The sequence below is a fragment of the Pseudomonas sp. AL 58 genome (genome assembly GCF_036348395.1).
GTDB classification, from domain to species: Bacteria; Pseudomonadota; Gammaproteobacteria; order Pseudomonadales; family Pseudomonadaceae; genus Aquipseudomonas; species Aquipseudomonas defluvii.
The window spans coordinates 64,366-84,592 of record NZ_JAZBQR010000013.1 but is presented as its reverse complement, the minus strand read 5'-3'; the positions used below and the strand labels follow the sequence as shown (position 1 = coordinate 84,592).

Here is a 20,227-nt window from a genome sequence, read left to right as displayed (position 1 = left end):
AAATTGTCCCTTCAGGAGGTCGAACGCAGGCAGTGCGTAGTCGGGTGCCAGGCAGGGATGCCTGGCAAGGGCTGAGGGCCAGGAAGGCCCTTCAGCACGGCCCCGGCGGGAGCACTGCCGGAGTGAGAGAACCCGCAGCGCAGCGGAGGGCCGGATGTTGGGACGAGGGGTTTTGGTCACTTTTGCCCCGACAAAAGTGCCCCGCCGTAAAGGCGGAACGGGGTATCAGGCCCAAGATCGCAAATGGATATGCTTGCTTTCATCAGGGGGGATGCGTGTCTGTGGCCGCGATGGCTCCACTCAGCCTACTGAAGGGACACCCTGCAGCGCCTGCTACTTCGCGCACTGACAAACAAAGCCCACGCAGGAACTCGCCGCTTATCCGTGAAGGTAAACGGCGGTTTATCTTGGCCTTGATGCAGCTGATTGGGTGCTTAGCCGCGGTGCAGCTTACTCATCAGCTCTGCCTCGGCCTGAGTCAGGCCGCAGGACTGGGTCAGTTCGTCGACGCTAGCACCCATGCCGACCAAGCGCTCGGCCTGGGCAAACGACAGGCTGTTGGGGTCGCGCTGCTCCAACTGCATCAGCTTGTCAGGCAACGGTGCCACGACCGCACGCAACTCATGCAGGGCTTCGCCCATTCGCACGGTGCCATTCTGGTAATCGTCCAAGCGCTTGGCCAGGTCCTTGATGCGCTGATCGCGCAGCGCATCACCCTGGGCCTGTTGCGAGGCCAGCTCACGCTGGCGCTTGCTATACCCCAGAAACAGCCACAGGCTCACCGCCCAGAGCAGCGCCAGAAAAATGACTGCAACCTCGAAAATCAAATCAGATGTTCTCCAGCTCTGACCACTCTTCCTCGGTCATCATCTTGTCCAACTCAACCAGAATCAGCAGCTCGCCGTTCTTGTTGCATACGCCTTGAATGAACTTGGCCGATTCCTCGTTGCCCACATTCGGCGCGGTTTCAACTTCCGATTGGCGCAGGTAAACCACTTCGGCAACGCTGTCGACCAGAATACCAACGACTTGCTTGTCCGCTTCGATGATGACAATACGGGTGTTGTCGCTGACATCGGTCGGTGCCAGGCCAAAGCGCTGACGCGTATCGATCACGGTGACGACGTTACCGCGCAGGTTGATGATGCCCAGCACGTAGCTCGGCGCACCCGGCACAGGCGCAATCTCGGTGTAGCGAAGCACTTCCTGCACTTGCATCACATTGATGCCGTAGGACTCGTTGTCCAGGCGGAAGGTCACCCACTGCAGAATCGGATCTTCGGAACCTTGTGCAGATGTCTTTTTCATTCCCCTAACCCTCAAAATCCGCCGTTGGCGGTGTGCTCAGTGTGACCGCACGCGGTGCGGCCATCATTTATGGTTGTTTGTGCATCTGCTTGACCGCGCCGCTGGCAATCAGCTCAGCCAATTCGGCGACATCCAGCAACGCGCACATATGCTCAATCACGGTACCGGCCAACCATGGCCGCTGGCCACGTTGGCTACGCCATTTGATTTCGCCGGGGTCCAAGCGCAGCGAGCGGCTGACCTGATGCACCGCCAACCCCCACTCGTAGCCTTGCACCGAAATCACATACTGCAGCCCCTGACGGAAATCATCGCGGTAGCGGTCCGGCATGACCCAACGGGCAGTGTCCAGCACTTTCAGGTTGCCGGCCTGGCTCGGCAGAATGCCAAGAAACCAGTCAGGTTGGCCGAACAACGGTGTCAGTTCCTGACCCGCCAGCGAGTAGATCGAGCCCAGGCAAACCAGCGGAACGGCCAGCGTCAGCCCGGCGACATCGAACAACAGGCATTCAAACGGTTCGGCAGCCCAGGCTGGGCGACCGTCTGTGGTAGCCGGAGGCACTGGCGGATTGAGCGCAGGCGGCAGATGAACCTCAACCAAGGGTTCAACCGGCACTGGCGCCTCAACCACCGGAGCCGCTGGTGCTACCGCGACCTCCAGCGGTGGCGCGATAACAGGCATTACCAGCCGGCTCGGCTCGGCAAAGACCGTTGTGGTGACTTCTACCGATACAGACGGCTGGCGCTTGGCATCACGCACCTGCTCTTCAAGCACGGCAGCCTGAAATTCGTCCAGTTCCGCTGGCACTTCGACAGGCGGGCGAAGCGTTTCAACACGCGGCGCCTCCAACTCTTCGGTCGCTTCCTGCAACAAGCCATCCAGATAGGATTGCAGGGCCAGTTGTGGCCGGGTGGCGATCAACGCGGGGCGAGTCATCAAGCCACCTGCGCTGCAGCGTTGTGGGTAAGCAACTGCTTGAGCAGCGCCCTGTAAGCGGTTACGCCACGGCTTTTGCCATCGAATTGCGAAGGCGTCAAACCGGCCCGGCTGGCATCACGCAGGCGCGTATCAACCGGGATGTAGCCCTGCCAGATATGTTCCGGGTAACTGTCACGCAGCACCCGCAGCGTGCCCATGGAAGCCTGGGTACGCCGATCGAACAACGTCGGCACGATATGGAACGGCAACGCCTGCTTGCGTGAGCGGTTCACCATCGCAAGCGTGCTGACCATGCGCTCCAGGCCTTTGACCGCCAGGTATTCGGTTTGCACTGGAATCACCAGTTGCTGGCTGGCAGCCAGGGCGTTGACCATCAACACGCCGAGTAACGGTGGGCTGTCGATGATGGCGTAGTCGAAATCCTGCCACAGCTGCGCCAGACTCTTGGCGATCACCAGGCCCAGGCCGCTTTGCCCGGGAGACTGACGCTCCAGGGTGGCGAGGGCGGTACTCGATGGCAACAACGAGATATTGTCGTGACTGGTCGGCAGCAGCAGCTGCCCCGGCAAGCCTTCGGGGACAGTGCCCTTGTGAAGGAACAAGTCGAAGCTGCTGTGCTCCAGGGTATCGGGATTGTGCCCGAAGTAGCTGGTCATGGACCCGTGAGGGTCGAGGTCAACCACGACCACGCGCTTGCCCGCATCAGCCAGCAAACCGGCCAAGGCGATGGACGTGGTGGTCTTGCCGACGCCACCTTTTTGATTGGCTACTGCCCAGACTCTCATTGCGCTGCTTCCTCCCGCTACGGCAACCTGCCCTACCGGGATCGGTTATAAGGTCGGTGACGGGGAATTGACGGGGCTGGCCCCGACCGTCGGTGATACCACTCGCGGTGCAGTTTGTGTGCCAGCTCGCTTCATTGCTGCATCTGGCGTGGCATTGGCACTGCCCGTACCGGTCAGGCTGCGGCGCACCTCCAGGTTACGCGAGATCACCAGCACCACCCGACGATTGCGCGCACGCCCATCTGCCGTGGTATTGCTGGCAATCGGCTGGAACTCGCCATAGCCCACCGACGCCATGCGTGCGGGGTTAACGCCTTCCATCGCCAACAGGCGCACAATGCTGGCCGCACGTGCCGACGACAGCTCCCAGTTGGTCGGGTACTGCGCCGTGCGAATCGGCAAATCGTCGGTGAACCCTTCGACATGCACCGGGTTGGCGAAAGGCTTCAGGATCCGCGCCACTTTTTCGATGATATTGAAGGCCGCGTCGCTGGGCATGGCGTCGCCACTGCCAAACAGCAGCGAAGAGTTCAACTCGATCTCCACCCACAACTCGTTGCCGCGCACCGTCATCTGATCGGATTTGATCAAATCACCGAAGGCGTCCCGAACATCGTTGGTGATGGTCTTGAGTGGATCGCTGTTGGTTTGAGCAAGCCCGGCATCGACCTGTTCGCTATCGCGGATCAGCGGTTCGGCTGGCTTGACGCTGAGCGGCTGCTCATCGCCAATCGGAATCGGCCGCATGCTCCGTTCGGGGTCATTGAAAACCCCGAGCAGGGCCTGGGAAATTATTTTGTACTTGCCCTCGTTGATCGAGGAGATCGAGTACATGACCACGAAGAAGGCGAACAACAAGGTAATGAAGTCGGCGTACGACACCAGCCAGCGTTCGTGGTTCTCATGTTCCTCGGGGGCGCGACGACGAGCCATGTATTACTCCATGAAGCCCTGAAGCTTCAACTCGATCGAACGCGGGTTTTCACCTTCTGCAATCGACAACAGGCCTTCCAGGAGCATTTCCCGGTAACGCGACTGACGCAGGGCCAGAGCCTTGAGCTTGTTGGCGACCGGCAGCAGGATCAGGTTGGCACTGGCAACACCATAGATCGTCGCCACGAACGCAACGGCAATGCCATTGCCCAGCTGGGACGGGTCGGCCAGATTGCCCATCACATGGATCAAACCCATTACCGCACCGATGATGCCGATGGTTGGCGCATAGCCGCCCATGCTCTCGAACACTTTTGCAGCCTGGATATCGCGGCTTTCCTGGGTGTAGAAATCCACCTCGAGAATGCTGCGAATCGCTTCCGGCTCCGCACCATCGACCAGCAGTTGCAAGCCCTTGCGCGCATAGGGATCGGGCTCGGCGTCAGCCACCCCTTCCAGGCCCAGCAGGCCCTCTTTGCGCGCCGTCAGGCTCCAGTTGACGACCCGATCAATACCACCGGCCAGGTCAACCCGTGGCGGGAACAGGATCCAGATGACAATCTGCATCGCGCGCTTGAAAGCGCTCATCGGCGACTGCAGCAACGAAGCTGCCAACGTGCCGCCGAGCACGATCAGCGCCGCAGGGCCGTTGATCAACGCAGACAGGTGGCCGCCTTCCAGGTAGTTGCCACCGATGATGGCAACAAAGGCCAGGATGATCCCGATGAGGCTCAAGACATCCATTAGACGCACGCCTCGACCAGATGCCGACCGATGTCATCCAGGCCGTACACCGCGTCCGCCAGATTGGCCTTGACGATCGCCATGGGCATGCCATAGATCACGCAGCTGGCTTCATCCTGAGCCCAGACCTGGCTGCCGCCCTGCTTGAGCAGGCGAGCACCTTCGCGGCCATCAGCGCCCATGCCGGTCAACACCACGGCCAATACCTTGTCGCCGTAGGACTTCGCGGCAGAACCAAAGGTGATGTCCACGCACGGTTTGTAGTTCAGACGCTCGTCGCCCGGGAGGATTTTCACCGTACCCCGCGCATCGACCATCATCTGCTTGCCACCAGGGGCCAGCAGCGCCAGGCCAGGACGCAACACGTCACCGTCCTCGGCTTCCTTGACACTGATCTTGCAGAGCTTGTCCAGGCGTTCGGCAAACGCCTTGGTGAACGCCGCCGGCATGTGCTGGATCAATACGATCGGCGCTGGGAAGTTTGCCGGCAGCTGGGTCAGTACGCGCTGCAGGGCAACCGGGCCGCCTGTCGACGTGCCGATGGCCAGCAGCTTGTAGGACTTGCGTTTGGGTGCAGGCGAGCTGGGTGCGGCCGCACGTGCTGGCGCGCTAGCAGGCGCTGGGCGCGAGAGGCCTGGCGACGCCATGCTGCTGACACTGTGCTGGGCGCTGGGCGCTGGAGCCGGAGCTGGCGTGGCGAAACTGCTGAAGCGGCGGTTACTGCGGGAAATGGTATGAACCTTTTCGCACAGCAGTTGCTTGACCTTTTCCGGGTTGCGCGAGATGTCCTCGAAGTTCTTCGGCAGGTAATCCACCGCACCGGCATCCAGTGCATCAAGGGTAACGCGAGCACCTTCATGGGTCAGCGAGGAGAACATCAACACCGGCGTCGGGCAACGCTGCATGATGTGCCGAACGGCAGTGATGCCATCCATCATGGGCATTTCATAGTCCATGGTGATCACATCAGGCTTGAGCGACAGTGCTTGGTCGATCGCTTCCTTGCCGTTGGTCGCGGTGCCCACGACCTGGATAGTCGGGTCCGCTGAAAGAATTTCCGAGACACGGCGGCGGAAGAAACCGGAATCATCCACCACCAGGACCTTGACTGCCATAAACACTCCATTACGGGGCGCGGTCGAAAGACCGCGCCACCGGGATCAAATACGCCGGGCAGCGTAACGCTTGAGCATGCTCGGAACGTCGAGGATCAGCGCAATGCGCCCGTCACCGGTAATGGTGGCGCCCGACATCCCAGGGGTGCCTTGCAGCATCTTGCCCAGCGGCTTGATGACCACCTCTTCCTGGCCGACCAGTTGATCGACGACGAAGCCGATCCGCTGAGTGCCCACCGAGAGGATCACCACATGGCCTTCGTGCTGCTCTTCATGAGCGGCAGAGCTGACCAACCAGCGCTTGAGGTAAAACAGTGGCAACGCCTTGTCGCGTACGATCACCACTTCCTGGCCGTCAACCACGTTGGTACGCGACAGGTCGAGGTGGAAAATTTCGTTGACGTTGACCAGCGGGAACGCGAACGCCTGATTGCCCAGCATGACCATCAGCGTCGGCATGATCGCCAAGGTCAACGGCACCTTGATCACGATCTTCGAACCCTGGCCCTTGGCCGAGTAGATGTTGATCGAGCCGTTGAGCTGGGAGATCTTGGTTTTCACCACGTCCATGCCGACACCACGGCCAGACACATCGGAAATCTCGGTCTTGGTGGAAAAGCCCGGGGCGAAGATCAGGTTGTAGCAGTCCGACTCGCTCAGGCGATCGGCTGCATCCTTGTCCATCAGGCCCTTTTCCACCGCCTTGGCGCGCAGCACGTTGGGGTCCATGCCCTTGCCGTCGTCAGAGATCGACAAGAGGATGTGATCGCCTTCCTGCTCAGCCGACAGTACGACCTTGCCACCACGCGACTTGCCTGCGGCTTCACGCTCTTCCGGTGTTTCGACACCGTGGTCGACAGCGTTGCGCACCAAGTGGACCAGCGGGTCGGCCAAGGCCTCGACCAGGTTTTTGTCCAGGTCGGTCTCTTCGCCCACCAGCTCCAGGTTGATCTCTTTCTTCAACTGGCGCGCCAGGTCACGAACCAGGCGGGGGAAGCGCCCGAAGACCTTCTTGATCGGCTGCATGCGGGTCTTCATGACCGCGGTCTGCAGGTCAGCGGTGACCACGTCGAGGTTCGACACCGCCTTGGACATGGCCTCATCGCCGCTGTTCAAGCCCAGGCGAACCAGACGGTTACGCACCAGTACCAGCTCGCCGACCATGTTCATGATCTCATCGAGGCGGGCGGTATCGACGCGCACAGTGGTTTCGGCTTCACTGGCAGCATGCTTGTCGGCTGACGCCGGAGCGGCCTGACGCGCAGGTGCTGCAGCGGCAGCTGGCTTGGCGACGGGAGCAGGTGCAGGTGCTGCAGCGGGCGCGGGTTTGGCCTCAGGCTTGGCTACTGCTGCTTCTGCGACCGAGGCCGTTGCTGCTGCGCCCTCGGCAAATTTACCTTTGCCGTGGATCTGATCGAGCAACGCTTCGAACTCGTGCTCGGAAATATGGTCGCCCGACCCTTCGGTAGCAGCGGGCTCGACAGCCGCGGCCGGCAGTGCATCCACAGCAAAGGTACCCTTGCCATGAAGCTGATCCAGCAGCGCTTCGAATTCGTCGTCGGTAATTTCGTTGCTGGCTTCAGTGCCTGCCTCGACAACCGCTGCCGACGCAGGCGCAGCAGGTGTGGGAAGGCTGTCGGCAGCAAACTGGCCTTTGCCGTGCAGTTGGTCGAGCAATGACTCAAACTCGGCATCGGTGATTTCATCACCCGCCGCTGCTGCCGGAGCGGCAGGCGCCTCGGCCTCGGCCTTGACGGCGTTGAGCGAGTCGAGCAGTTGCTCGAACTCCGTGTCGGTAATGTCGCCAGACGCTTGCTCAGCGGGCGCCTCGGCAACCGGTTCTGACTCAGGCTCGGGTGCAGCAGCCTGCTGGGCCGAAGCCGGCTCAGCCAGACGTGCCAGCGCAGCCAGCAGCTCTGGCGTGGCCGGCGTCACATCGCTGCGCTCGCGGACCTGGCCGAACATGCTGTTGACCGTGTCCAGGGCTTCCAGGACCACGTCCATCAGCTCGGAGTCAACGCGACGCTCGCCCTTGCGCAGAATGTCGAACACGTTCTCGGCAATATGGCAGCACTCCACCAGCTCATTGAGCTGGAGGAAGCCGGCGCCCCCTTTTACAGTGTGAAAGCCGCGAAAGATTGCATTGAGCAGATCCGCATCATCAGGCCGGCTTTCCAGCTCGACCAATTGCTCGGACAGTTGCTCAAGAATTTCGCCGGCTTCTACCAGGAAATCCTGGAGGATTTCTTCATCGGCGCCGAAGCTCATTAAACGTGCTCCCTAAAAACCCAGGCTAGACAACAGATCGTCGACATCGTCCTGACCGGACACGACGTCTTCACGCTTATCGGCATGAATCTGCGGACCTTCACCCCGAGTCGGATGTTTTTCTTGATCTTTTTCAGCACGTAGCTGCTGGTGGTCATGTTCAATACCGGCAAAGCGGTCGACCTGACTGGCCATCAATACGAGCTTGAGCAGATTGCTTTCTACTTCGGTAACCAGTTGCGTGACGCGCTTGATCACCTGGCCGGTCAGGTCTTGGTAGTCCTGAGCCAACAAAATGTCATTGAGGTGGCCTGCCACTTCACGGGTGCCGGCCTCGCTGCGCGTCAGAAAACTGTCAACACGACGCGCCAGCTCGCGAAACTCCGGCGCAGCCACTTCTCGACGCATGAAACGCTGCCAGTCAGCACTCAAGGTACTTGCCTCGGCACTCAATTCTTGAAGCACCGGCGTACTTTGCTCGACCAGGTCCATGGTCCGGTTAGCCGCGCCCTCGGTGAGCTTGACCACATAGGACAAGCGCTCGGTGGCATCGGTGATCTGCGACACTTCCTCAGCCTGCGGCATCTGCGGGTCAATATGAAAACTGACGATCGCACTATGCAACTCGCGGGTGAGCTTGCCGACTTCCTGATACAGGCCACGATCACGGGTCTGGTTCAGCTGATGGATCAGTTGTACCGCGTCGCCGAATTTACCTCGTTCAAGGCTATCGACAAGCTCGTTGGCATGTTTCTTCAGTGTCGACTCGAAGTCGCCCAACGACGATTGTTTATGCTCCATAAGCGCCCCCGTGGCGTACCTCAGCTATTGACGCGCTCGAAGATCTTCTCGATCTTTTCTTTCAACACCTGAGCCGTGAATGGTTTTACCACGTAACCATTAACGCCAGCCTGAGCCGCCTCAATGATCTGATCACGCTTGGCCTCTGCCGTTACCATCAGCACCGGCAGGTGCTTCAGGCGTTCGTCAGCGCGCACCGTACGCAGCAGGTCGATGCCGGACATGCCAGGCATGTTCCAGTCCGTTACCAGAAAATCGAAGTTACCGCTGTGCAGCATTGGCAGTGCAGTGACGCCGTCGTCCGCTTCCTGGGTATTGGTGAAGCCCAGGTCACGCAACAGGTTCTTGATGATCCGCCGCATCGTCGAAAAATCGTCAACGATGAGGATTTTCATGTTCTTGTCCAATTAGACCTCCAAGCAGTCTTTAACGCGCTCAGCGCTGAACGCGCACTCAATCAAATCCGGCACAACATTTTCACGACTGCATGAAACCCAGCAATCAACGCGCGCGCCATTCTCCCAGCCGCCCACGCAAGCGTGCAGCACACTGGCTGTGCAACTGGCTGACCCGCGACTCACTGACCCCAAGCACCTCGCCGATTTCCTTGAGGTTCAGCTCTTCGTCGTAATACAACGCCAGCACCAGCCGCTCACGCTCAGGCAAGTTGGCAATCGCATCTGCCAACGCTGCCTGAAAGCGCTCGTCTTCCAGATCGCGCGAAGGCTCGACCTGGGCGCTGGCGCCGTCCTCGTGCAGCCCTTCATGCTCGCCGTCCTGCAACAGGTCGTCGAAGCTGAACAGGCGACTGCCCAAGGTGTCATTCAAAATCCCGTAATAATCATCGAGACTCAATTGAAGTTCGGCAGCAACCTCATGATCTTTAGCGTCACGACCTGTTTTTGCTTCAACAGCGCGAATTGCATCACTGACCATGCGGGTATTGCGATGAACCGAACGCGGCGCCCAATCCCCCTTGCGCACCTCATCCAGCATCGCACCGCGGATGCGAATACCGGCATAGGTCTCAAAACTGGCACCTTTGCTTGAGTCATACTTGTTCGCCACCTCAAGCAAACCGATCATGCCGGCTTGAATCAGGTCTTCAACCTGAACACTGGCGGGCAAACGCGCCAACAGGTGGTAAGCGATGCGCTTGACCAACGGCGCGTAGCGTTCGACCAACTCATACTGCGCGTCGCGCGAAGCCTTGCTGTACATCCGGAAACCGCTGGCACTCATAGAGCAGGCCCCACACTGGTCGGCTGCACCAGACGCTCGACGAAGAACTCCAGATGGCCGCGTGGGTTGGCTGGCAGCGGCCAGCTATCGACCTTCTGTGCGATGGCCTTGAACGCCAACGCGCACTTGGAACGCGGAAAGGCTTCATAGACCGCTCGCTGCTTCTGCACGGCTTTACGCACGCACTCGTCATACGGCACTGCACCGACGTATTGTAGGGCGACATCGAGGAAGCGATCCGTGACCTTGGTCAACTTAGCGAACAGATTGCGCCCTTCCTGAGGGCTTTGCGCCATGTTCGCCAGCACGCGGAAGCGGTTCATGCCGTAATCACGGTTAAGCAGCTTGATCAACGCATAGGCGTCGGTAATCGAGGTGGGCTCGTCACAGACCACCAGCAACACTTCCTGGGCCGCTCGAACGAAGCTGACCACCGAGTCACCAATACCCGCAGCGGTGTCGATCACCAGCACATCGAGGTTGTCGCCGATATCACTGAACGCCTGAATCAGGCCGGCATGCTGAGCGGGCGCCAGGTGAACCATGCTTTGCGTACCCGAAGCGGCTGGCACGATGCGCACACCACCCGGCCCCTGCAGCAGCACGTCGCGCAGCTCGCAGTGCCCTTCGATAACGTCGGCCAGGGTTCGCTTGGGCGTGAGGCCCAGCAACACGTCGACGTTAGCCAGGCCCAGGTCGGCGTCCAACAGCATGACGCGACGGCCGAGCTCGGCCAACGCCAGTGACAAGTTCACTGACACGTTAGTCTTGCCAACGCCACCTTTGCCGCCGGTCACGGCGATCACCTGTACGGGATGCATGCTACCCATGTTTGTTCTTTACCTTGTCTTGCTTAGACCGAGGCCACATGACTGGCTGCACTTTCAAACACCTGAAAAATGCCTGGCAGACCATTGATGTAGATACTTTGCAACGTCTTCACCGACACCTCAGCCAACACGCTTAGGGCCGTGATAGAGATCAGCGAACATATCGGCCATGGCCTCCTCGCTGGGCTCGTCCTGCATTTGCACACTAACCGCGCGGCTGACCAACTGGTGGCGGCGCGGCAAGTGCAAGTCATCCGGAATGCGCGGCCCATCGGTCAGATAGGCCACCGGCAATTCATGACTGATCGCCAGGCTCAACACCTCACCGAGGCTGGCGGTTTCATCAAGTTTAGTCAGGATGCAACCGGCCAGCCCGCAGCGTTTGTAGCTGTGGTAGGCCGCCGTCAGCACCTGTTTCTGGCTGGTCGTCGCCAACACCAGGTAGTTCTTCGCCTGGATACCGCGACCGGCCAGCGTCTCCAACTGCATGCGCAGGGCCGGATCACTGGCCTGCAAACCTGCGGTATCGATCAGTACCACGCGCTTGCGCAGCAAGGGCTCCAACGCCTGCCCCAAGGACTGCCCCGGATCGACATGGGTGACCGAAACATTGAGGATACGCCCGAGCGTCTTCAGTTGTTCCTGGGCACCGATGCGGAAACTGTCCATGCTCACCAGAGCCAGGTTCTGCGCGCCGTACTTGAGCACGTAGCGGGCTGCCAACTTCGCCAGCGTAGTGGTCTTGCCCATACCCGCCGGGCCGACCATGGCGATCACCCCACCCTCTTCGATCGGATCGACTTCCGGCACGCTGATCATCCGCGCCAGGTGGGCCAGCAACATCCGCCAGGCATGGCGTGGCTCTTCAATTTCGGCGGTCAGGTCAAGCAGCTCGCGCGACAGCGGTCCCGACAAGCCAATACGCTGCAGGCGGCGCCAGAGGCTCGCTTGCTGCGGTTTGCTGCCTTGCAGTTGAGTCCACGCCAGCGACCCCAGCTGCACTTCCAGCAACTCACGCAAACCAGACAGCTCGTTACGCATCGAGTCAAACAGGCGCTGATCTACCGCAGGCGCTGGCGCGACCCGAGGGCGCTCCGGCTCATCGACATGCGGCTCGATCAGCGGCTCCGATGCAGTTAGTGGCAGGCCGGCGAACAACTGGCGATTCGCCGTCTCGTCACCCTCGACGCGGCTGCTCAATTCGGCTTGGGCAGTGACGATGCGCGACTGAGTCTTGCGCAGTTCGTCCTCAAGCTCGACATTGGGAACACGTGGCGACAAGGCAGACAACTTGTAGTCCAGCGCAGCCGTCAGCTCGACACCGCCAGCAATCCGTCGGTTGCCGATGATGGCGGCCTCAGCCCCCAGTTCATCACGAACCAACTTCATGGCCTGACGCATATCGGCTGCGAAAAAACGCTTAACTTGCATAACCCACTACCTCAGCCGTTGGGGCCTACTGTGGCAACGATGGTGACTTGCTTGTTGTCAGGTATTTCCTGATACGCCAAAACATGCAAATTCGGTACTGCCAGGCGACCAAAACGCGACAACATTGCCCGTATCGGCCCTGCGACCAACAAGATCGCTGGTTGCCCTTGCATTTCTTGACGCTGGGCAGCCTCGATTAACGAACGCTGAAGCTTTTCAGCCATGCTTGGCTCAAGAAGAACGCCCTCTTCTTGACCTTGCCCGGCCCTTTGTAAACTATTGAGCAAAATCTGTTCCAACCTTGGTTCAAGCGTGATGACTGGCAGCTCAGACTCAGTGCCGACAATGCTTTGCACGATGGCGCGACACAATCCGACGCGCACCGCAGCCACCAAAGCGGCGGTATCTTGACTCTTCCCGGCGTTGTTCGCGATGGCTTCGGCAATACTGCGGATATCGCGTACGGGCACCTGCTCGGACAACAGCGCCTGCAACACCTTGAGCAACCCCGACAGCGACATGATGCCCGGCACCAGCTCCTCGGCCAGTTTCGGCGAGCCCTTGGCCAACACCTGCAGCAACTGCTGAACCTCTTCGTGACCGATCAGCTCATGGCAATGCTTGTGCAGGATCTGGTTCAAGTGCGTAGCAACCACGGTGCTGGCATCGACCACGGTATAACCCAGCGACTGAGCCTGACTGCGCTGACCCACGTCGATCCACACAGCCTCCAGGCCGAAGGCCGGGTCCTTGGCGGCAATGCCATTGAGCGTACCAAAGACCTGCCCCGGGTTAATCGCCAGCTCGCGGTCAGGATAGATTTCCGCCTCAGCCAGGATGACCCCCATGAGCGTCAGGCGGTAGACACTTGGCGCAAGGTCGAGGTTGTCGCGGATGTGCACCGTCGGCATCAGGAAACCGAGGTCCTGGGAGAGCTTTTTGCGCACGCCCTTGATCCGCGCCAACAGCTGCCCACCCTGATTGCGGTCGACCAATGGAATCAGGCGATAGCCCACCTCCAGGCCGATCATGTCAATCGGCGTGACGTCATCCCAACCCAGCTCTTTGGTTTCCATGGCTCGCTGTGGAGACGGCAGCAGGTCTTGCTGCATCTGGGCCATTTCCTGCGCCTTGAGCTTGGCCTGATTCTGCTTGCGCCACACCATGTAGGCGGCACCACCGGCCAGCGCCGCCAAGCCGATAAAGGCAATGTGCGGCATGCCCGGCACCAGGCCCATGACCAGCATGATCCCGGCCGAAACCGCCAGGGCCTTCGGCGACTCGAACATCTGCCGGTTGATCTGCTTGCCCATGTCCTCGGAACCCGAGGCACGCGTCACCATGATCGCCGCGGCGGTGGACAACAGCAGCGATGGCAACTGCGCCACCAAACCGTCACCAATGGTCAACAAGGCGTACACCTTGCCCGCATCGGCGAAGGTCATGTTGTGCTGGAACATACCGACGGCCATACCGCCGATCAGGTTGATGAACAGAATCAGCAGGCCGGCGATGGCGTCACCGCGCACAAACTTGCTGGCACCGTCCATGGAACCATAGAACTCAGCCTCCTGAGCCACCTCGGAGCGGCGCGCCTTGGCCTGGGCCTGATCGATCAGGCCGGCGTTGAGGTCGGCGTCGATTGCCATTTGCTTGCCCGGCATCGCGTCGAGGGTAAACCGCGCGCTCACTTCGGAGATACGCCCTGCACCCTTGGTAACCACGACGAAGTTGATGATCATCAGGATGGCGAAGACCACGATACCGACCACGTAGTTACCGCCGATCACCACCTCACCAAAGGCCTGAATCACCTTACCGGCCGCAGCGTGACCATCATGACCATGGAGCATGACCACCCGCGTCGACGCTACGTTCAACGCCAGTCGCAGCAGCGTCGCCACCAGCAGAATGGTCGGAAAAACAGCAAAATCCAGTGGGCGCAGTGCGTAGACACACACCAGCAGGACCACAATCGACAGGGCAATGTTGAACGTGAAGAACACGTCGAGCAGGAACGGCGGGATCGGCAACATCATCATTGCCAGCAACACCAGCAGCAACAGCGGCACACCCAGGTTTCCTCGGCCAAGGCCGACCAGGTTGCTACGGGCGCTGTTGATTAACTGAGTGCGATCCACCGGTATTCCTCTCAAGCAAACTTTTGACGCCACGAAGGCGCGTGGCGCTGCCTCTGCAAGAAGCCTTCCAACTTTGCGTCTGTCACGCAATAAGAGGCTTTCAGGGGGATCAGAACGTATGCGGTGCGGTCATCGCAGGCAAGCCGGCTGGCCACAGGACGCCATCACATCAGGGAGGATCAGGAGTCCCGACGCAAATCCGGCGGAATCGGTACGTCCTTGAGGGGTTCCGGCGCCTTGCCTTTGCCAGCACGGTACTGGCGGACCTGGAAGACATAGGCCAGTACCTGGGCCACCGCCAGGTAGAGGCCCGCCGGGATTTCTTCCTCAAGTTCGGTGGAGTAGTAGATCGAACGCGCCAACGCCGCCGACTCAAGAATCTGGATCTTGTGCTCACCCGCGATTTCACGAATCTTCAGCGCAATGAAGTCAGTGCCCTTGGCCAGTAGCAATGGCGCACCGCCCTTATCAGGGTCGTACTTGAGTGCCACGGCATAGTGCGTCGGGTTGGTGATGACCACATCGGCTTCGGGAATCGCCGCCATCATTCGGCGCTGCGACATCTCACGCTGGGTCTGTCGAATGCGCTGTTTGACCTCGGGGCGACCTTCACTGTCCTTGTACTCGTCACGCACTTCCTGCTTGGTCATCAACAGCTTCTTGTGTGCCTGCCAAAGCTGCAAAGGCGCGTCCACAGCGGCGATCAGCAGCAAACCCGCCGCCATCCACAAGGCACTCCAGCCCACCACCTGAACGCTATGGATGACTGCCTGATCAAGCGGCTCGTGCGCGATGGCAATCAGGTCGTCGCGATCTGAAGACAGCACCACCAAGGCCACCAGCAAGATCACAAAGAACTTGGCCAGCGCCTTGAGCAACTCGGTCAGCGCATGCATGGAGAACATCCGCTTGATCCCCGACATCGGGTTCATTCGGCTGAACTTCGGTGCCAGGCTACTGCCGGCAAACAAAAACCCGCCCAGGGAAATCGGCCCGATGATCGCCGCCAGCAGCAACACCAGCAACACCGGCTGAGTGGCGAGTATGGCCATCTTGCCCGAGGCCAACAGAAAGATCCCCATGGAGCGCTCGTCGATGAGCACCTCGCGGGACAAGGTGAAATTGATCCGCATCAGCTCCATCAGCGTTTCCGCCAACGCACCGCCGAAGACCAGCAACCCGCCCGCGCCCGCCAAGGTTACGGCAACCGTATTGAGTTCTTTGGAGCGCGCAATCTCGCCCTTCTCACGAGCGTCCTTCTTGCGCTTGTCGGTGGGGTCTTCTGTTTTATCCTGACCGCTCTCGCTCTCAGCCATGCTCAGCGCGCCCTCGCCAGTTCACGCAGCCATTGCAGCGCCTCGGAGGCCAATGACTGGTAATGGGACAGAATGTCGGCCAGACCGACCCAGAAAATCCCGAGCCCCAATACCAGGGTCAAGGGAAAACCGATGGAAAAAATGTTCAACTGCGGCGCGGCGCGGGTCATCACGCCAAAGGCGATGTTGACCACCAGCAGTGCGGTAATCGCCGGCAGTACCAGCAGCAGTGCTGCGCCCAATACCCAGCCCAGGCGCCCGGCCATGTCCCAGAAATGATTGACCAGCAGACCGCTGCCAATTGGCAATGTGGTGAAACTCTCGGTGAGCACCTCGAAAACCACCAGATGGCCATTCATCGATAGAAACAACAGGGTCACCAGCATCGTCAGGAACTGACTGACCACCGCGACATTGACGCCGTTGGCCGGATCGACCATCGAGGCAAACGCCATCCCCATCTGAATCGCAACAATCTGCCCGGCAATCACAAAGGCCTGGAAGAACAGCTGCAGCGCCATACCGAACAGGGCACCGATGATCACCTGTTCGGCAATCAGCAGCAGCCCACTAAGGCTCAAGGGATTGACCTCAGGCAGAGGCGGCAAGCCAGGCACGATGACCACTGTAATGGCCACCGCGAAATACAGCCGGATGCGCGCTGGCAACAAGGTGGTACCGAATATCGGCATGGTCATCAGTACGGCAGCGACACGAAACAGCGGCAGGATGAACGACGCCACCCACGTGCTGATCTGCGCATCGGTCAACTCGAGCATGCCGTACTCAACCGATCAGCTGCGGAATACTGCCGTACAGCGACAGGATGTACTCCATGAACGTGCGAACCAACCACGGCCCCACCACGATCAGGGTCACCAGCATCACCAACAGCCGCGGCAAGAAGCTCAGGGTCTGTTCGTTGATCTGGGTGGCCGCCTGAAACATCGCGACCACCAGACCGACCAGCAGGCTCGGCACTACCAGCACCGCCACCATCATCGTGGTCAGCCACAGCGCATCGCGAAACAGGTCGACAGCGACTTCCGGGGTCATGCGCGATTCTCCTAGACGCCGCCGAAACTGCCGGCCAGGGTACCAATGATAAGCGCCCAGCCGTCCACCAGCACGAAGAGCATGATCTTGAACGGCAACGAGATGATCAACGGCGAGAGCATCATCATACCCATGGCCATCAGTACGCTGGCGACCACCAGGTCGATGATCAGAAACGGAATAAAGATCATGAAGCCGATTTGAAACGCCGTCTTCAGTTCCGATGTCACAAAGGCGGGCACCAGGATCGTCAACGGCGCCTGGTCGGGCGTTGCGATGTCGGTACGCTTGGACAGCCGCATGAACAGATCAAGGTCGCTCTGCCGAGTTTGCGCCAGCATGAAATCCTTCAGCGGCACTTCGGCCTTGGCAATCGCATCTTGCGCGGTAAGCGTCTCGTTCAGGTAAGGCTGTAGCGCATCGCGATTCACCCGGTCGAACACCGGGGCCATGATGAACATGGTCAGGAACAGCGCCATGCCGGTGAGGATCTGGTTCGACGGAGTCTGCTGCAAGCCCAGGGCCTGGCGCAAAATCGAGAAGACGATGATGATCCGGGTAAAACTGGTCATCAGGATGACGAACGCCGGGATGAAACTCAGCGCCGTCATGATCAACAGGATCTGCAGGCTGACGGAGTATTCCTGCTGCCCATTCGCCCCATTGGACAAGGTAATGGCCGGGATCGACAGCGGATCGGCAGCCAAGGCCAACGGCGCCGCCAGCATCAGCAGCAGCGTCAACATCATGCGCAATGCGCCCATTACGTCTTGTCCTTCTGATCCTTGCCCAGCAACTCCATCAGGCGCTGAGCGAATTCCGGTGTAGCCTGTCGCGCACCCGACGGCACTTCGACCGGCTCACGCAACACATGCAACGCTTCGATCGTGCCAGGCGAGTGCCCCAGCAAAATCTGCTCATTGCCTACCTTGACCAGCAGCAGGCGGTCGCGCGGCCCCAAGGCCCGCGTACCGATGATCTCAATGACCTGATCGCCTCGCGGCGCAGCCTGCTGCACCCTGCGCAGCAGCCAGGCCAGAAAGAAGATCAACCCCACCACCAACAGCAAGCCCAGCACCAACTGCGCCAACTGCCCACCGACACTTCCCGGCGCAGCCGGCGCGGACGCCGTCGCCGCCGGCTGCGCCGCGAGGGCCACGTCGACGCAGAACAGGCCGGCCGCGGCCAGGCCCTTGAGCAGAGTGTTTTTCACTTAGCGCAGCTTCTTGATACGTTCGCTCGGGCTGATCACGTCAGTCAGACGAATACCGAACTTCTCGTTGACCACAACCACTTCACCGTGCGCAATCAGCGTACCGTTAACCAGCACATCCAGCGGCTCTCCGGCCAGGCGATCAAGCTCGATCACCGAACCCTGGTTGAGTTGCAGCAGGTTACGGATGTTGATTTCAGTACTGCCGACTTCCATGGAGATGCTCACCGGAATATCCAGGATCACATCCAGGTTCGGGCCTTCAAGGCTGACCTGTTCATTGCTGCGTGGCGAGGAAGGAAATTCCTCCATCGGCAGGCGGCCCGAAGCAGGCGTAGTGCTACCGCCGGACATCAGGGCATCGATGTCGGCCTGACCGCCCTCGCCAGTTTCACTCAAGGCAGCGGCCCACTCATCGGCCAGCGCCTGATCTTCCATGGAGGTGATATCGTTTTCGTCAGCCATTTTGTCCTCGACGGGCAATCAATTCGGGGGGTAAACCAGCAGCGCCGCTTAGCGACGCTCGATCGGATCGGTTATCTGCAGGGCCAGGGTGCCCTTGTGCGAGCCCAGCTTGGCCTTGAACGACGGCACGCCGTTAGCCCGCAGAATCAGCTCTTCGGGTAATTCGATAGGGATCACGTCACCGGGCTGCATGTGCAGGATGTCGCGCAGGCGCAACTGACGCCGGGCTACCGTCGCGCTCAACGGCACGCTGACGTCCAGTACGTCTTCGCGCAGGGCCTTGACCCAACGCTCATCCTGGTCATCCAGGTCAGACTGGAAGCCGGCATCCAGCATCTCGCGAACCGGCTCGATCATCGAGTACGGCATGGTCACATGCAGGTCGCCACCGCCGCCATCGAGTTCAATGTGGAAGGTCGAGACCACCACCGCCTCACTCGGACCGACAATGTTGGCCATGGCCGGGTTGACCTCCGAGTTGATGTACTCGAAGTTGACCGGCATGATCGCCTGCCAGGCTTCCTTGAGGTCGACGAAGGCCTGGTCCAGCACCATGCGCACCACGCGCAGCTCGGTCGGGGTGAATTCACGGCCTTCGATCTTGGCGTGACGGCCGTCACCACCAAAGAAATTGTCCACCAGCTTGAATACCAGCTTGGCATCAAGAATGAACAGTGACGTGCCGCGCAACGGCTTGATCTTCACCAGGTTCAAGCTGGTCGGCACGTACAACGAATGCACGTACTCACCGAACTTCATCACCTGAACCCCGCCTACCGCCACGTCGGCAGAGCGACGCAACAGGTTGAACATGCTGATACGGGTATAACGGGCGAAACGCTCGTTGATCATTTCCAGGGTCGGCATGCGTCCGCGGACGATCCGATCCTGGCTGGTCAGGTCATAACTTTTGACGCTACCGGGCTCAGCGGCGCTTTCGGTTTGCACCAGACCATCGTCGACACCGTGTAACAGGGCATCGATTTCATCCTGGGACAGCAGGTCCTGCACGGCCATCTTGGGCTCCTACTGCAATACGAAATTGGTGAACAGCAACTGGTCAACAACCAGTTTGCCAACTTCCTTCTGCGCCACTTCCTGAACACTGGCAGTGGCCTTCTGGCGCAACATTTCCTGACCGACCGGGGTTGCCAGGGTATCGAAGCCCTGGCCCGAGAACAGCATGACCAGGTTGTTGCGGATCACCGGCATGTGCACTTTCAGTGCATCCAGCGCAGCCTGGTCACGGCCCTGCATGGTGATGCTCACCTGCATGAAACGCTGACGACCGTTCTGGTTGAAGTTGACTACGAATGCAGGAGACAGGGGTTCGTAGATCGCTGCCGGCTTGACGTTGGTCGCCTGCGCAGGGCTTGCCTCAGGCTTGCTGTCAGCCTTGTGCAGGAAGAACCAGGTTGCCCCCACGGACAGACCAATCGCCAGGAGCAATGCCAGCACCAACAACAGGATCAGTTTGAGTTTGCCTTTCGAGGCGGGGTCTTTCACTGCGTCGTTCTTCGCCATGCCAATAATCCGTCACTCACACGAGATTTCACTCAGATGGCGAGGGTTCAGCAAGTGTTATGCCAGTTTCCCGGAACAGGCGATGGAATCCATGGCGCGCTGGCAAGATCGCCCC

Annotated in this window: 22 protein-coding genes; all 22 read right to left on the bottom strand. The window is 59.9% G+C overall.

Annotation, left to right across the window (positions count from 1 at the left end; genetic code table 11):
- Positions 1–434: 434 nt before the first annotated feature.
- Positions 435–827, bottom strand: coding sequence for a DUF2802 domain-containing protein (locus UIA24_RS15630; RefSeq protein WP_065760016.1), 393 nt, complete (start codon positions 825–827; stop codon positions 435–437).
- A 1-nt stretch (position 828) separates the two neighbouring features.
- Positions 829–1,308 (bottom strand): chemotaxis protein CheW, encoded by a 480-nt coding sequence (locus UIA24_RS15625; RefSeq protein WP_065760015.1) that lies wholly within the window; start codon positions 1,306–1,308, stop codon positions 829–831.
- A 67-nt stretch (positions 1,309–1,375) separates the two neighbouring features.
- On the bottom strand, positions 1,376–2,245 hold the full coding sequence (locus UIA24_RS15620; RefSeq protein ID WP_330523236.1) for a CheW domain-containing protein: 870 nt from the start codon (positions 2,243–2,245) through the stop codon (positions 1,376–1,378).
- Positions 2,245–3,033, bottom strand: coding sequence for a ParA family protein (locus tag UIA24_RS15615; RefSeq protein ID WP_065760013.1), 789 nt, complete (start codon positions 3,031–3,033; stop codon positions 2,245–2,247). The genes UIA24_RS15620 and UIA24_RS15615 overlap by 1 nt, the downstream gene beginning before the upstream one ends.
- Positions 3,034–3,078: 45 nt before the next feature.
- Positions 3,079–3,966, bottom strand: coding sequence for a flagellar motor protein MotD (motD, locus tag UIA24_RS15610; RefSeq protein ID WP_330523235.1), 888 nt, complete (start codon positions 3,964–3,966; stop codon positions 3,079–3,081).
- A gap of 3 nt (positions 3,967–3,969) precedes the next feature.
- Positions 3,970–4,710 (bottom strand): flagellar motor protein, encoded by a 741-nt coding sequence (locus UIA24_RS15605; RefSeq protein WP_065760011.1) that lies wholly within the window; start codon positions 4,708–4,710, stop codon positions 3,970–3,972.
- The gene (locus tag UIA24_RS15600; protein ID WP_065760010.1) at positions 4,710–5,825 is read right to left on the bottom strand and encodes a protein-glutamate methylesterase/protein-glutamine glutaminase; all 1,116 of its coding nucleotides are present in this window, start codon (positions 5,823–5,825) and stop codon (positions 4,710–4,712) included. The genes UIA24_RS15605 and UIA24_RS15600 overlap by 1 nt, the downstream gene beginning before the upstream one ends.
- A 45-nt stretch (positions 5,826–5,870) precedes the next feature.
- Positions 5,871–8,093, bottom strand: a complete 2,223-nt coding sequence (locus tag UIA24_RS15595) for a chemotaxis protein CheA (RefSeq protein WP_330523234.1) — start codon at positions 8,091–8,093, stop codon at positions 5,871–5,873.
- A 12-nt stretch (positions 8,094–8,105) separates the two neighbouring features.
- Complete coding sequence (locus tag UIA24_RS15590; protein ID WP_065760008.1) at positions 8,106–8,894, bottom strand: protein phosphatase CheZ; 789 nt, start codon at positions 8,892–8,894, stop codon at positions 8,106–8,108.
- Between the two features lie 20 nt (positions 8,895–8,914).
- Complete coding sequence (locus tag UIA24_RS15585; protein WP_176717425.1) at positions 8,915–9,289, bottom strand: chemotaxis response regulator CheY; 375 nt, start codon at positions 9,287–9,289, stop codon at positions 8,915–8,917.
- A gap of 106 nt (positions 9,290–9,395) precedes the next feature.
- Positions 9,396–10,136 (bottom strand): RNA polymerase sigma factor FliA, encoded by a 741-nt coding sequence (gene fliA / locus UIA24_RS15580; RefSeq protein ID WP_065760006.1) that lies wholly within the window; start codon positions 10,134–10,136, stop codon positions 9,396–9,398.
- Positions 10,133–10,966: a flagellar synthesis regulator FleN gene (gene fleN / locus UIA24_RS15575; protein ID WP_065760005.1), complete on the bottom strand. Its 834-nt coding sequence runs from the start codon at positions 10,964–10,966 to the stop codon at positions 10,133–10,135. The genes fliA and fleN overlap by 4 nt, the downstream gene beginning before the upstream one ends.
- Positions 10,967–11,086: 120 nt before the next feature.
- Complete coding sequence (gene flhF, locus UIA24_RS15570) at positions 11,087–12,397, bottom strand: flagellar biosynthesis protein FlhF (protein WP_065760004.1); 1,311 nt, start codon at positions 12,395–12,397, stop codon at positions 11,087–11,089.
- 11 nt (positions 12,398–12,408) lie between these two features.
- Positions 12,409–14,538, bottom strand: coding sequence for a flagellar biosynthesis protein FlhA (gene flhA / locus UIA24_RS15565; RefSeq protein WP_330523233.1), 2,130 nt, complete (start codon positions 14,536–14,538; stop codon positions 12,409–12,411).
- A gap of 179 nt (positions 14,539–14,717) precedes the next feature.
- On the bottom strand, positions 14,718–15,854 hold the full coding sequence (gene flhB, locus UIA24_RS15560) for a flagellar biosynthesis protein FlhB (RefSeq protein WP_102052417.1): 1,137 nt from the start codon (positions 15,852–15,854) through the stop codon (positions 14,718–14,720).
- Positions 15,855–15,856: 2 nt separating this feature from the next.
- Entirely contained in the window at positions 15,857–16,633 is a 777-nt protein-coding gene (fliR, locus tag UIA24_RS15555) for a flagellar biosynthetic protein FliR (RefSeq protein ID WP_065760001.1), read from the bottom strand.
- Positions 16,634–16,640: 7 nt separating this feature from the next.
- Complete coding sequence (gene fliQ / locus UIA24_RS15550) at positions 16,641–16,910, bottom strand: flagellar biosynthesis protein FliQ (RefSeq protein WP_065760000.1); 270 nt, start codon at positions 16,908–16,910, stop codon at positions 16,641–16,643.
- An 11-nt stretch (positions 16,911–16,921) separates the two neighbouring features.
- Positions 16,922–17,674, bottom strand: a complete 753-nt coding sequence (gene fliP, locus UIA24_RS15545; protein ID WP_065759999.1) for a flagellar type III secretion system pore protein FliP — start codon at positions 17,672–17,674, stop codon at positions 16,922–16,924.
- Entirely contained in the window at positions 17,674–18,123 is a 450-nt protein-coding gene (fliO, locus tag UIA24_RS15540; protein ID WP_330523232.1) for a flagellar biosynthetic protein FliO, read from the bottom strand. Before fliO ends, fliP begins: the two co-directional genes overlap by 1 nt.
- Positions 18,124–18,588, bottom strand: coding sequence for a flagellar motor switch protein FliN (gene fliN / locus UIA24_RS15535; protein WP_065759997.1), 465 nt, complete (start codon positions 18,586–18,588; stop codon positions 18,124–18,126).
- 48 nt (positions 18,589–18,636) lie between these two features.
- A complete protein-coding gene (gene fliM, locus UIA24_RS15530; RefSeq protein ID WP_065759996.1) occupies positions 18,637–19,605 on the bottom strand; it encodes a flagellar motor switch protein FliM in 969 nt (322 codons plus the stop codon).
- Positions 19,606–19,614: 9 nt separating this feature from the next.
- Positions 19,615–20,112, bottom strand: a complete 498-nt coding sequence (gene fliL / locus UIA24_RS15525; protein ID WP_065759995.1) for a flagellar basal body-associated protein FliL — start codon at positions 20,110–20,112, stop codon at positions 19,615–19,617.
- Positions 20,113–20,227 lie beyond the last annotated feature (115 nt).

Coding starts and splice junctions, on each gene's coding strand:
- UIA24_RS15625 (WP_065760015.1), bottom strand. CDS start 1,308: ATGAAAAAGACATCTGCACAAGGTTCCGAAGATCCGATTCTGCAGTGG.
- UIA24_RS15620 (WP_330523236.1), bottom strand. CDS start 2,245: ATGACTCGCCCCGCGTTGATCGCCACCCGGCCACAACTGGCCCTGCAA.
- UIA24_RS15615 (WP_065760013.1), bottom strand. CDS start 3,033: ATGAGAGTCTGGGCAGTAGCCAATCAAAAAGGTGGCGTCGGCAAGACC.
- motD (WP_330523235.1), bottom strand. CDS start 3,966: ATGGCTCGTCGTCGCGCCCCCGAGGAACATGAGAACCACGAACGCTGG.
- UIA24_RS15605 (WP_065760011.1), bottom strand. CDS start 4,710: ATGGATGTCTTGAGCCTCATCGGGATCATCCTGGCCTTTGTTGCCATC.
- UIA24_RS15600 (WP_065760010.1), bottom strand. CDS start 5,825: ATGGCAGTCAAGGTCCTGGTGGTGGATGATTCCGGTTTCTTCCGCCGC.
- UIA24_RS15595 (WP_330523234.1), bottom strand. CDS start 8,093: ATGAGCTTCGGCGCCGATGAAGAAATCCTCCAGGATTTCCTGGTAGAA.
- UIA24_RS15590 (WP_065760008.1), bottom strand. CDS start 8,894: ATGGAGCATAAACAATCGTCGTTGGGCGACTTCGAGTCGACACTGAAG.
- UIA24_RS15585 (WP_176717425.1), bottom strand. CDS start 9,289: ATGAAAATCCTCATCGTTGACGATTTTTCGACGATGCGGCGGATCATC.
- fliA (WP_065760006.1), bottom strand. CDS start 10,136: ATGAGTGCCAGCGGTTTCCGGATGTACAGCAAGGCTTCGCGCGACGCG.
- fleN (WP_065760005.1), bottom strand. CDS start 10,966: ATGGGTAGCATGCATCCCGTACAGGTGATCGCCGTGACCGGCGGCAAA.
- flhF (WP_065760004.1), bottom strand. CDS start 12,397: ATGCAAGTTAAGCGTTTTTTCGCAGCCGATATGCGTCAGGCCATGAAG.
- flhB (WP_102052417.1), bottom strand. CDS start 15,854: ATGGCTGAGAGCGAGAGCGGTCAGGATAAAACAGAAGACCCCACCGAC.
- fliR (WP_065760001.1), bottom strand. CDS start 16,633: ATGCTCGAGTTGACCGATGCGCAGATCAGCACGTGGGTGGCGTCGTTC.
- fliQ (WP_065760000.1), bottom strand. CDS start 16,910: ATGACCCCGGAAGTCGCTGTCGACCTGTTTCGCGATGCGCTGTGGCTG.
- fliP (WP_065759999.1), bottom strand. CDS start 17,674: ATGGGCGCATTGCGCATGATGTTGACGCTGCTGCTGATGCTGGCGGCG.
- fliN (WP_065759997.1), bottom strand. CDS start 18,588: ATGGCTGACGAAAACGATATCACCTCCATGGAAGATCAGGCGCTGGCC.
- fliM (WP_065759996.1), bottom strand. CDS start 19,605: ATGGCCGTGCAGGACCTGCTGTCCCAGGATGAAATCGATGCCCTGTTA.
- fliL (WP_065759995.1), bottom strand. CDS start 20,112: ATGGCGAAGAACGACGCAGTGAAAGACCCCGCCTCGAAAGGCAAACTC.